Here is a 12,414-nt window from a genome sequence, read left to right as displayed (position 1 = left end):
CGCGGTACTGATTGCGATGCCGATTCGCATCTACTCAATCGATCGTAGCCGGAGGAGACGAAGATGGTTGATACTCACGTAGAACTGGCGGGTAGCCGCAGACCGCTGCCTCATAACGGAATCAGAGTTGGGGATGTGGATCCTCACGCCCCCGTCGAAGTTACGATCACGCTTAAGGGGCCCGCTCTTCCCTCGTCCGACCAGATGACGCCTCATCCGCTGACTCGCGACGAAATCGCAAAAAATTGGGGCGTTTCCTCCGATAACGTCAATAAAGTCGAGCAAGTGCTAAGGCCTTTCGGACTGACCGTTCTGGAAGTAATGCAAGGCGGTCGAAGTATCCGCGTTAAAGGTTCTGCTGCGGCGATGATCGCTGCGTTCAAGCCTAACCTCGGAATTTACCAGGTTCCCGGGCAAGGACAAATCCGCGCGCGCCACGGCATGCTCATGGTTCCAATCGAACTTGATGGCATCGTCGACGGAGTCTTCGGTCTGGATCAAAGGCGCATGGCAGACCGTCACGTGCAAGCGGCAGTTCATCCGGCCAAGCTGGCCCCGCTTAAACCCGCCGACCTTGTGAAACGATACAACTTCCCCGCTGGCGATGGCGCCGGCAAAACGATCGCCATCGCGGAATTCGGTCAAAACCTGGGGAACGGACAAGTGCTGCCGCCGGCGTACATCCCCTCGGATGTGTCATCGTTCTGCACGGACAACGGCCTGCCCATACCGACGGTCAGGATCGAAAGTGTCGGCCTGTCTCCCCTCAACGAGCAACAGTACAGGTCCGAGATACAGCAACTCTCCAAAGATCTCCAGAACCTGCTGTTCGCACAGACAGCCGAAACGATGATGGATGTACAGATCATCGCCGGGCTTTGTCCGAAAGCGGATATTGGCGTCTATTTCGCGACTTGGGGGGAGCGCGGATGGGTCAATCTGCTGGACGAGGTGACCTCGGGAAGCGGGCCAGTGCCAGTCGCCTTGTCGATTAGCTACGGTCTTGCTGAAGAGGCTGCGGATTGGAGCAATGGCGCAATGGACTCCATCAATCAGCGGCTTCAGATCGCCGCGATGCAAGGTATCACGGTCTGCGTTTCGTCCGGTGACGACGGCAGCGGATGCGACCAGTCGGGCAAGCGTTGCCACGTGGAGTTCCCGTCGAGCAGTCCGTATGTCTTGAGCGTTGGCGGCACGATGCTGACGACGCGGGCAGACGGCACGTCCAACGAGGTGGTCTGGTGGGAAGCCCCAGGACAGCGCCCAGGAGGCGGTGCCACCGGCGGCGGCGTGAGTACGCTGAACGCGCGTCCGGCGTGGCAAACGCCTAAGGTTGCATCCCTGAATCCGAATTCAATTGACGGGCGCGTGGTGCCGGACGTGTCCGCCCTGGCGGGCCCGCCGCTCTATGACCTCCTGCTTGACGGCCAACCACTGCCAGACGGTGGCACAAGCGCGTCGACGCCGCTGTGGGCTGCCTTGATAGCGCGAATCGACGCGTCTTTGCCGCCCGGCAAGCAGCAGCGGTTTCTGCCACCGCTTCTCTATCAGAACAACGTGATGCAAGCGGGGTTCCGCGATATCGACTCCGGTCAGAACGCGTCCCATCCGAGCCCCGGAAAGGGTTATTCCGCCACCAAGGGATTCGATGCCGTCAGCGGCTTGGGCGTTCCTGACGGACAGGCACTGCTGGGCGTCCTGAAGACCGTTTGATCGGCCTGGAGCGGGCCAGAAACTGGCCCGCTCCAGCATATGATCGATCGTACAGCTCACTGCCATCCCTATTCCGTCCAGAGCCGAAAGAGAGAGGTTCATGCCTGCCACTGATCAACCCCGCGACACGGTCATCGTCAAAGCGGCGATTTACCCGGCCATTGGCATTGCCCGTGTCGGGAATAGCCCGGAGGGCTTTTACTTCGCCCCGGAAGTAACAGATCCCTTGCCTGCCGCACCGGGCTTCTATCGGGACGAGACCGGCGCGATCAAACGCGAAGTGGTCCGCTTTCGCATTTATGGTTTTAATGCTACCGGAGAAGTCGTCGCCGAACTGAATGCGGACGCCGCCGATATTCAGTGGGCTGTCACGTTAGCAAATACCAAGGCCGCCTGGTACCAGTTTCAAATCGCGCTCGACATTCCGGAAGCCGCGACTGCGCCGTTCTCGTTCCTTCGCAATATGACCGTGGCGGACCGCTCGATTCTCCGCATCACGCCCGGCGAGCGCCAGATCAAAGGCCGCGACCAACGCGGCAAAGCTTACGTCTTCGATACAGGTTGCTTCATGGGCAAGAAGGTCTATTTAGGCGAACTACGTACAGACTCTCATGGCTGCCTGATCGTGCTTGGCGGCAGGGGCAAAGCCGCTTCCTGCAACGGTGCCCAGGCAATCACATTCGCCAACAACGAGGGCTGGCACGACGATGTGAGCGACGGGCCAGTTACTGCGACGGTTCGCTATCAAGGCCATGAACTCCCGGTCGATCCCGCGTGGGTCGTCGTCGCGCCTCCAAACTACGCGCCGCAGCAGAAATCCGTCCGCACCATGTGGGATTTGATGCGCGACCTGTTCGTGAGCGCGGGCGGCCTGAGCGCGCCTGACAAACCCTCTTTCCAAAACGACATTGGGCCGATTTTCGAGCGCCTGTGCCGCTTGCAATGGGTAAACGCCGGCTTCGCTGCCGCCTTTGGATGGCGCGGCACCACTGTATCCAGTCAGGTCGACTGGATGAACAAACTGGCCGCGCCGTCAGACAATCTGAAGGAGTGGCGGCTTACCGTGTTCAACCAGTTCCGCCAGTTCGAGCGCGATGCCTGGGCGCCGGCGCCGTGGCCCTGGCTCTATGGCGACGCGATGGCCAGTCCGCCGGACTCTACGCCACGCCAACATACCGCCCTCAGTGACCTGCAATTGAGATTCCTCAGGCAATGGGCGGACGGCGAATTCGTCGCCGACTATGATCCGGGCGCCATACGCCCGCGCAGCATCGAGGAAGTATCACTTGCCGACCAGCCAGACATGCTCAATCGGGCCGCTATGGAGTTCTGCCTGGCTGACGCATTCCACCCCGGCTGCGAAATGACGTGGCCCATGCGCAAGGCCAGCATGTACATGGCACCCTTTCGACTCGCCCATCGGCCGCCAGACTGGATCGAGCCGGACTACGGCGCAGTGCTGACGCCGGACGACATCGACGAGCCTTGCAGCGCTCAGACCGCGGGCGGTATTACCCGTTGGATGGCCGTACCGTGGCAGACCGATACCGCCAGTTGCCGATCCGGTTACCAGAAGAGTTACGACCCCTACCTCCCGACCTTCTGGCCTGCCCGCGTACCGAATCAGGTCATGAGCCAGCAAGCCTACGAAACTGTCACCAACGAGCACCTGTCCATCGACGAGCGTTTGCGGGCCTTCGCCAAACGGGCTGCCTGGATACGCCCGCTCGGGAACGTCAGCTACCAGGATCAGATCAACAACATGATCAAGGACATCGCCCAAATGGGCATCGTCGAAGTGCGCGATGGGCCGACAGATCAAGCCGGCTTCCCGTCGATCCTCGAAGTGGAGCAACTGCCCCCGCCTCGCGGCGAGATTCGCCAGCTCGCCGCCGCCATCGCTCCCGAAGATTTTGAAGATGTGGATTTGACAAAGGTGGAAAAGGCTCGCCATCTCAGCAGGCGTCATCGCAAATGAGCGTGCTCCACGCCGACGTCCTGATCCTGGGTGCGGGCCCGGCGGGCGCCACGGCGGCATTGAACCTGGCGCCTCACCACAGCGTGCTGATGGTAGACCGAACGGCGGCGCCTGCCCAACACATCGGGGAATCGCTCCCGCCAGCGGCTCGCCGCCTGCTGACGGATATGGGCCTGTGGGACGACTTCCTGCTTCAAGGTCACATCCGCTGTCATGGAATCCGCTCGGTTTGGGGTGGATCCGCTCCAGCCGAGCGGGATTTCCTGCGCGATCCGGATGGCCCTGGCTGGCACCTCGATCGGGCCTGCTTCGAATCCTGGTTACGCAACAAAGCCGCGGAGCGCGGCGCGGCACTTCTCACTTGCTCGACGCTCGCGTCCGTCGCCTCGTTCAATGGCGGATGGGAAGTCACACTGCTCACCCCAGCCGGGCTCTGCCAACTGCATGCCAGCGCGCTGATCGATGCTGGAGGCCGCAGTGCCATGCTCTCCAGGAGACTCGGTGCACGCCGGTCCCGCGAGGGCAAACTCATTTGCGGGTGGCTCTACGGTCGCGACCAGGAGCGCGCCGGAGACGGTCTTGCACATATCGAAGCCGCCAAGCACGGCTGGTGGTACAGCGCGCCCCTTCCCGGCCAGCGTCGCGTGCTGGCCTTTCATACTGACTCGGATCTACCCATCGCCCACGCGATGCGATCGACGAACTGGCTAATCGATACGGCGCGGCGACTGCCCGTCCTGGGTCAACAACTCGAATCCGTAGGCTTCTTTACTAACACGGATATGAAATTCGCTGCCGCGCACTCCGCTGTCTCGAGCCCCCCGGCTGGCCCTGACTGGTTCGCCATAGGCGACGCGGCAGTCAGTTTTGACCCGCTCTCATCGCAGGGGCTGTTCAATGCGCTATATACAGGTCTCGCCGGTTCAGAAGCCTGTGATCGAAATCTGGAAGGGGATGCGAACGCATATAATGGTTATGTAGGTGAACTGGATAGGATTACTGATACCTATCGGAGACATCTAGATTCCTGGTATAAGGAAAATACGTGCTGGCCCGATTCCACGTTCTGGCAGAGACGGATGGGATAGCGGCTGACCTGCCGCCCCTAGTCACGACACGGTGCACACGGAAACGGGTCCACGCGATGATTCTGGCCGCCCAAAGCTGCGGGCGTCGAGCCCATCGAACCATGATTTCCCGGAATTCGGCAATGTAAAGCGCGTGCTTGTCAGATCCATTCACACCATTCCCATACTTTTCCGCCAGGCTATTCAGGCTCATTCACACCGGGGCCATGAAGGACACCATGCCCAAGGGCCCACTTGATTGCGCTGCTGGCTTCTTCGGGCGTCAGTCCGGCATCGCATAGCCGTGCAATCACCTCGTTCACCGTTCGGTGTCCTCGGCAGATAGCGCGAAGAGTGAAAATGTCGAGCTTCCCAAGCCAGCGGACGACTGAGCCCCGGTTCGTCGATACCGCATCAGCAAAGGTGATGCGATCCGGCATGGCAATCGCACATCGCGTCTCCCGCGCGCACCAGTGTACGTGCGAGGGCATGTCCACAACTGCCGTCGATTCGATCTCGCTAGCGCCGGCTAGAAAGCGCAAGTGTCGACCGATTTCAGCCTGAACATAACCACGGTAGTAGTCCGCGGCGGCCGCGGTGTCGGCGGGCCAATCGCGCCAGGTCTGCAGCACTGCCCCCGCGGCAAATGCGGATCCGAGTGCAAACGCGATTCCTCGTCCGCCTATCGGGTCATGGCTAAAAGCAGCGTCGCCGATCGCGATCGTCCGGCCGTGCAACGGCGTGGCGGTGGCCTGTGGAAATGCAGGCCGTCGGCCAAGATGACGAAGCGCATCTTCCGGGTCCAGCCCTAATGCCCGCCTGAGCGCATGCTCGACCTCGACGCTACGGCACGGTGCGTAGCTGATGGCGCCCACGGTCGTGTGGGTTTCATCCGATGCAACATAGGCCCAGCCTCGCTCAATGGGCAACACTCGCGCAACCGGCCGCCCCCGCACATGCGGCAGCAAGAAGATATCCGCATGACTCCGGCCGTAGCGTACGACGGGACGCGACCATGCGGCAAACTGGCCGGTTGCGTCGATAGTCACGTTATACGTGTCGCGCGGTGGCAAGCGATCCACGCATCGGATCTTCGCGCCGCGCGAACGCGCTTCTTCGAGAACCGCGGCGCGAAGCGCAAGGCGATCAACATACAGCGCGCGCCCGAAGGTGAAATGTGGTTCGGAATCCGGAGAATACGACACCATGCAATTCGACAAGCCGGGGTGAACAGAGGCGATCGCTGGATCCAGACCGAGTTCTGCCAGCAAATTCCTCGCGCTCGCCGGAATGATCTCCACACCGCCAATTTCCGGCCGCGCGCACTTCAATAGCGTCGGTGTGAAACCGAGTTGCATCGCTCGCAAAGCCATCGCACAACCCGCGATACCACAGCCTGCAATCAGAATCTGCGACATAGGCACCTCGAGGCTAAGTCCGGGCTTGAATGCAACGGAGCTTGTCCTATACTTGCTTGCAATAATAAAGACGAGGGGGCAGTCGTGTCACGACTTCTTGGCATCTATCTGCTGCCGCCTTTCGCGATCGGCAGGATCGGGCCTGCTTCCACACCGGTCGACGCCTTCGAATGGGTCGAGGATCCGGCAACCCACGGTGCCGGCCGTACGGTGATTCGTCCCACATTGAGTTTCCGTGTACTACGCGACGGCTCGCTCAATCCTTTTCTTCCGCAAGCAATTTTTTTCAGAGACGGTCCTCTCGGTTTGATCCGGCCGACCGCTCCGTTCTTCGAGGTATGGGGCAAGTTTGAAGGGGCGCAGGAGTTGCAGCCCCTGACGGCGACGCGTCTCGAAGAACTGGGTGGAGCGCTCAGCGGTGTGTCGTATCGCGTCAGTGCAGCGAACCTCAAGGCCACGCGGCGCACAAAAGACCCTGCTTGCGGCTTCGGTGCGGAAATCGATCTTCGAGCCGATAATCACGATCCGCAAGCGTTACTGGCTACCAGTCCGCATGTGCCCGGACATGAGCCACTTGTTCTGGCGAGCGCCCCGATTCCCCTCGGGACAATTCAGGCGATTCGTCCGCGTCCGGGCGTTGTGACGGGGGCCGACCTCGACATATTGCGGCTGCGCTTTACACCGGCGTCAGGTGCGGTCTATGGCCCTCCCGATGCGACATTCGCAGCTGACCCCGGCGCCCCGTCTGGTTCTATCCGGCAGTATGAAATCGTCCCCGCACGTAACCGGATTCTCAATCCGGCGGCCAGTTGGCCGCGATTCCGGCCGACAAGCGATCTGGAACAACCGGAACCTACTGATACATTCGATGGCGTTGTCGATCTGCCATCGGGTGATCTGGGTGGCCGCAGTTGGGGAATCGTTGATGACACGTGCGACCTCGTTATCCGTGTCGTCGTGGAGATCGGACCGCAACGTTTCGTCGCCACTGGGCGTGCCACCGTCGCGCCACCGGATTTCGCCCCGGACAGGCGCCCTTTCATGTCGTTGGCAGACGACCTCGCGGATCGCGAACTCCCGGCCCTGAGCGCGGATGAGATCGCCTGCCCCATGACCGTTGCAGAAATCGCCGATCTGTTCCAGCGCGTGTTCGAGACGGTCAGCCTGACCAATCTGGACGCGCTGCGCAACAGCATGCTACGGAGCCAGGTCGCCGCCAGTCCCGATCCGGTGCCCCACACCGACACGCGCTCGATGACCGCAAACGATCGTCCTTTGGCGGAACAGATCCCACAGATCCTTGAATCCACCGCTGTCGACGAGCGCTTGCAATACACGCAGATCGCGCATGACGTACACAGTGAGATCGCCGACATCGACAATATGATCCTTCTATTTAGAACGCAGTCCGACCGAATTAACTGCTTGCTTCGGCCACCGTATGCACGCATTGCAGACCTGCCCGAAACACCCGTTTCTCCTCCGCACACCGTTGAGTTGGGCCCGGATCACACCGCTGTTCTCGCTGCGAACGATCGCGACCCGCGGGTCCCGCGCAGCCAGCTTCACGACATGCGCATGCCACCTTATATGCGGGACTCGGACGCCAGCCCGCTTTCGCTCACCTGGCGGCAACATCGGGAGGTGACCGCGCTGATTAACCATCTTGCGAAAATGGACGACGCAGCCTTCGCCGAATTGGGACCCGTTAGACAGCGTGTCGCACTGATAGTGGAGCGCCGCCGCGCCGCCGCAACCGAGGCCGCACAGCGCACAGGCGACGCAACACCGTGACTGCCACCCAACCCAACGACCCGCCCTGGTTCCATCTTCTCAACGGCACGCCACCAGCAGTGTTCGTCGTGCCGGGATCGATGCTCTTCGATATCGACATGGACACCTTCTCGGCCCTGGAACAAGGCGATCCAGTCGCGCTGGCGCAATTGCGCGCTTTGGCTCCGCCTGCGCCAATCGTGGGCGAGGTGCTTGCGCCGGTGACGGCCCTGTCACTCAACGTCGCGCAGGCTTGCAACCTCGCCTGCACCTATTGTTACGCGGACAAAGGCAAATTCGGCACTGTAGCGCGCCTGATGGACGATGAGACTGCCTTTCGCGGAATCGATCAGTTGATCGCGGGTGCGGCGGGGCGCCACGTCACCGTAGGCTTTATCGGAGGGGAGCCGTTTCTGAATCGCAGGCTCGTTCATGCCTGCGTTGCCCACGCACGCAATGCGGCTCGCGACAAAGGGATAGCCGCGCGCTTCGCCGTGACCACTAACGCCACGCTGCTGCATGCCGAGGACATCAGTTTGCTTCGCGAGAACGCGTTCGCAGTAACGGTGAGCATCGATGGCGGCCCGAACCAGAACCGGCATCGCCCGGCCGCGCGCGGCGCTCAATCTACCGAGGCTGTCCTGGCCGGGATCGCTCCGCTGCTCGGCGATCCTGGGCGAGCACGCGTCGCCGCGCGCGCGACAGTGACGCGCGACGACCTCGATATTGCCAATCGGGTCGAAGACCTGATTGCCGTTGGCTTTCAGGAGATCGGCGTGAGTCCTGCCCGCACCAGCGCGCGAGGCGACCTGGCACTCACGCAGGATGACTGGCCCGTGCTGCTTGAAAACATGATCGACGCGGCGCAACGCGAACTCGCTCGCATCGCCAGCGGCGAGCCACCACGCTTCTCCAATTTCTGGGTCGGCTTGCGATCGATCCATCGAGGCGCGGCACGTGCACTGCCTTGCGGGTCCGTCGCCACCTATCTTTCTCTGGATGCGGACGGTGCTTTTTATAGTTGCCATCGCACAGTCAACAAGCCAGGATTTCGCATGGGGTCGCTCGAGGACCGCGTTGATATGTCGGCTCGACAGACCTTCCTCGAGCAGGCATCCGTTGACAGGCAGACGCCCTGCAAGTCGTGCTGGGCACGCTATCTTTGCGGTGGTGGCTGCCACGCCGAGGTCGCCGCCACCGGTCGCCCGGGCTGCGACTTCATTCGCGGATGGCTGGAGTTTTGCCTGCGGTCCTACCGCCTCGTGGCCGACCGCTATCCGGCGCTTCTTCTCAGGGGGCACGCGTGACACAGAAGATATTTCCTCGCAATCTGACTGCGCGCGCGGCCGTGAGCATTGCCGGCAATCCCGCGACGACCCGCCTGGAAAGCGGTGTTGGAAATTGCTTCCCGGGACTCGAGTTCGACCACCGCAACCTCGACCGACGCTTCTTCCCAGGGCTCGTGTTCGATTTTGGCGTGAGACCGCCCGTGCTCGCCGCAGTCGATGGCGCGGATCCGGCACTCGCGGACACCACACACGAGGACGCAACAGAGCTCACTGCCGCCGTACGCAGCGCATTCGATAAATTGGGCACCGGCGAATGGCGAATGAGTTCAATCTCACAAGGCGATCGCCGTCTCGACCTGCAGGCATTGGCCTCCATACCTGCTCCTGACCAGCCCGACCCCGCGCTATTCTGGCGAATCGTGCGAAGCCTGGCACCCGGCAAGACGACGATCGTGTTGACACAGGTACGCAAGCCGCACACTGCACCCGGAACGCCTGCTGCCGCGAGCATGCCGGCGACGTTGACACTGACCCATTACCGGCGGAGTTTTGTCGGCGCGGATGATGGTGTCATTTCCACAGCCTACCTGCCTGGCGAGCTCACGCAAAGTCTGTGCTCACCGTGGATGCACGACTTCCGCGACTGCGCCTGCGACTACTGGGCCTCGAACCATCCGGATATCGCACTCGGTGCAGACGACGCCCTGAGCGCGAACACTCCGGCCGTGGGTGACCCTGATCTGGCGGTGCGCCCACTCGACTGGCTGCGCGCCGACCGGGAAAGCCGGGTGGCGGCAAGCACGTCGGCCGCGACGAACGACCTCTACCGGCTCCGGCACTATCAGATCAATTCAGAGTGGACGTCGCTTGCCTTCGTCATCGAGGGGCGCGAAAACCCGGGCGTCTATGTCCCCGCAATTGAGCCGGCGGCCGAACCTTTTGCCAGCGCGACAGAGCTGGCAAAAGAGCTCGTGAGGCTCTGTGGCCTGGAGCACGTGGTGATGCTCGAGTACCTCTACGCTTACTACTCGCTGCGAGCGGTCACAGGCACCACTCCAGCCGATACCGATCTCCTGTTCGTGCGCCACGAGTTGCTAGGTATTGCAGTAAGCGAGATGCGGCATTTGCGATGGGCGAACCAGTTGCTGTGGACACTCGGCCAGATGGGCCGGGTGCCTCCCTACCCACCCGCGCTGACACCCTGGCCCAAGGTGCCGGTAGAGAAGGGAGAACGCGACCGGGCGTTGCGCCCCCTCATTCAGGAAGTACTCGACGATTTCATTGCTGTCGAGCGGCCAAGCGGCATGCTCGATGGCCAGTATGCCCGGGTGGTCGCCACGCTGCGCCACGACTACCCTGAGCCGATGCTTCAGTTGGCCCGGCAGATCGTGGCCGACGGGATGGATCACTTCAACCGGTTTCGCGAGATATCTGTCGTGCTCAAGCCGTGGTCTCCGGCAAAGGGCGACCCTGCGCCCTGGCTACGTCCGGTGGAACCAGGAAGCCGTGCCAGCGCCGCTCACGCGCTGGCACTCTATCAGGACATCCTTAACAATCTCGCGGTCGCTTACCGCCATGGCGACATGGAGGACGCGGGCGCAATTCTCGCAGGCCGCCAGGCCATGATGGCCTTCGATGCCGAAAGTGAGCGGCTTGCGAAGCTCGGTATCGGCGTGCCCTTCTTTTAACGTTCGACACCCGTCCGATCGTCGCGGGTATAGCGTCCGTGCCTTTGTGAATTCACAACGTCGACCAGACTGGGGAAACAGTAATGGCTCTTCTGCAGGTATACGATCCGCCGGCCTGGATGGCCGATTTCGACGCGATCCCTGGCCAGAGAGACGCATGGCACCGGTTCGTCCTCGAATCGTTCGAGTCGAGCATCCAGACTGAAAACGGGAAACTGAAGGGTATCGCCGGGGATGACGCGTATCAAACACAGTTCTATTCGGCACACCTCGTCGATCCAGGGGCCACGGTGGAGCAGTCTGTGGTCTGGAATGCCTTTCCGAAGGAATTGCTGCGGCGTTTCGGTCGGGCTCGCGCGCTCATCGAGGCGGACCGGCTTTGGCCCATGTCCGCCTACGACCTTGACTGGCGTTACGTACCGGACGTTCCGGCGCACACCGGTGCGGGATCGCCTGGCGTCAGATATCCTGACACGATTTTCTACCGCCCCACGGTCGAATACTGCGAATGGCACGTGGATCGCGATTGGCGGTCCGGCGCGATCACACGCGTGACCTTCACCTCGGAGCCACCCGAATATTGGTTTGCCCTGTACGGCGGGACGATGGACGGATCGGCCGTCGACTTCCCCGGCAACAAAGACCTCTTGCTCGAGCTTTATCGCCGGCTCGTCAGTCCCGAAGTCAAACTGGAGGATCTGCAGGTGCAGGCACCGCTGAGGTCACCCTTTGGCCACCTGCGGCCTGGCGACTACAACCCGCACAATAAGTGGAACACCACGCACGGCATCGTGCATCTCTCCGCCCCGCCCAATGCACTCACGGCGGAGATCGGGCTCGGGGCAGACGCGACGCAGCGCTATTGCGACGCGAAAGGAAACCCGGTCGTGGATCCGGACGCCCTGATTGCCGGGGCTGCGATCGGTGGCCCGAACCGCAACAGCGACCCCACGATAGCGGCGACCGTGAACGCACTCGCCCGGCAAGGCGCGATGGTCACGCTGGTCAATCCGGTCGGCCTGTATATGGACCATATCGACCTGACCGGCTGGGAAGTGTCCGGCGCAATCGCACCCGAGGCGTGCGTCAAAGTGGTTCGCGGCCAGGCCAGATTCATCGAACGTCTCGTCGTCGAGGTTCCCGGCGGTGAGTTCGATGTCTCGGATATCCGGATCGCGGGCGAACCCATCGTCCACGGCGGCCAGATTGCCGAATGCATCACCGTCAAGCTGGTCGGCGCCGCAGCGGCTTTGGGCTCCGTGAACAACCCGAGCCTGCCATTGTCCACCGTGGGATTAATTGACCCTGCCAACGCTCGCGAGTTGTTCTCTGCAGGCCGGAGTGGCGTGCCCGCCGGGACGGTGCCGGCTTTCGTCTACGAGGCCGGAGAACTTGAGTCTCGCCTCGACTCGACGAAGGCTGCCGGCGCAACCCGGATATCGAGAGGGATGAGATGAGCACAGCAGAGGATCGCCACGGGCCGATCGA

8 protein-coding genes are annotated in these 12,414 nt (G+C 61.8%); 7 read left to right on the top strand and 1 reads right to left on the bottom strand.

Annotation, left to right across the window (positions count from 1 at the left end; genetic code table 11):
- Positions 1–63: 63 nt before the first annotated feature.
- The 3 genes from PQR27_RS10170 (at position 64) to PQR27_RS10160 (ending at position 4,779) form a co-directional block, all read left to right on the top strand.
- Positions 64–1,713: a S53 family peptidase gene (locus PQR27_RS10170; RefSeq protein ID WP_408523534.1), complete on the top strand. Its 1,650-nt coding sequence runs from the start codon at positions 64–66 to the stop codon at positions 1,711–1,713.
- Positions 1,714–1,813: 100 nt separating this feature from the next.
- Positions 1,814–3,691: a LodA/GoxA family CTQ-dependent oxidase gene (locus PQR27_RS10165; protein ID WP_408523533.1), complete on the top strand. Its 1,878-nt coding sequence runs from the start codon at positions 1,814–1,816 to the stop codon at positions 3,689–3,691.
- Positions 3,688–4,779, top strand: coding sequence for an NAD(P)/FAD-dependent oxidoreductase (locus PQR27_RS10160; protein WP_408523532.1), 1,092 nt, complete (start codon positions 3,688–3,690; stop codon positions 4,777–4,779). Before PQR27_RS10165 ends, PQR27_RS10160 begins: the two co-directional genes overlap by 4 nt.
- Before the next feature lie 179 nt (positions 4,780–4,958).
- On the opposite strand, the gene PQR27_RS10155 is transcribed toward PQR27_RS10160, so the two are convergent.
- Positions 4,959–6,176: an FAD-dependent oxidoreductase gene (locus PQR27_RS10155; RefSeq protein ID WP_408523531.1), complete on the bottom strand. Its 1,218-nt coding sequence runs from the start codon at positions 6,174–6,176 to the stop codon at positions 4,959–4,961.
- A gap of 210 nt (positions 6,177–6,386) precedes the next feature.
- Between PQR27_RS10155 and PQR27_RS10150 the strand changes: the two genes are divergently transcribed.
- The 4 genes from PQR27_RS10150 (at position 6,387) to PQR27_RS10135 (ending at position 12,383) form a co-directional block, all read left to right on the top strand.
- Positions 6,387–7,970 (top strand): hypothetical protein, encoded by a 1,584-nt coding sequence (locus PQR27_RS10150; RefSeq protein ID WP_408523530.1) that lies wholly within the window; start codon positions 6,387–6,389, stop codon positions 7,968–7,970.
- Entirely contained in the window at positions 7,967–9,256 is a 1,290-nt protein-coding gene (locus PQR27_RS10145) for a radical SAM protein (protein ID WP_408523529.1), read from the top strand. Before PQR27_RS10150 ends, PQR27_RS10145 begins: the two co-directional genes overlap by 4 nt.
- Before the next feature lie 41 nt (positions 9,257–9,297).
- Positions 9,298–10,926, top strand: a complete 1,629-nt coding sequence (locus PQR27_RS10140) for a ferritin-like domain-containing protein (RefSeq protein ID WP_408523528.1) — start codon at positions 9,298–9,300, stop codon at positions 10,924–10,926.
- A gap of 83 nt (positions 10,927–11,009) precedes the next feature.
- A complete protein-coding gene (locus tag PQR27_RS10135; protein ID WP_408523527.1) occupies positions 11,010–12,383 on the top strand; it encodes a DUF8225 domain-containing protein in 1,374 nt (457 codons plus the stop codon).
- Positions 12,384–12,414: the final 31 nt, after the last annotated feature.

The sequence above is a fragment of the Paraburkholderia fungorum genome (genome assembly GCF_046027215.1).
GTDB lineage: Bacteria > Pseudomonadota > Gammaproteobacteria > Burkholderiales > Burkholderiaceae > Paraburkholderia > Paraburkholderia fungorum_D.
Note: the sequence above shows the minus strand (reverse complement) of the source record. Positions and strands in the feature narration are given on the sequence as shown.

Excerpts from the sequence above, each read along its gene's own strand:
- PQR27_RS10165 (WP_408523533.1), top strand. The coding sequence starts at position 1,814 with ATGCCTGCCACTGATCAACCCCGCGACACGGTCATCGTCAAAGCGGCG.
- PQR27_RS10135 (WP_408523527.1), top strand. The coding sequence starts at position 11,010 with ATGGCTCTTCTGCAGGTATACGATCCGCCGGCCTGGATGGCCGATTTC.
- PQR27_RS10170 (WP_408523534.1), top strand. The coding sequence starts at position 64 with ATGGTTGATACTCACGTAGAACTGGCGGGTAGCCGCAGACCGCTGCCT.
- PQR27_RS10155 (WP_408523531.1), bottom strand. The coding sequence starts at position 6,176 with ATGTCGCAGATTCTGATTGCAGGCTGTGGTATCGCGGGTTGTGCGATG.
- PQR27_RS10160 (WP_408523532.1), top strand. The coding sequence starts at position 3,688 with ATGAGCGTGCTCCACGCCGACGTCCTGATCCTGGGTGCGGGCCCGGCG.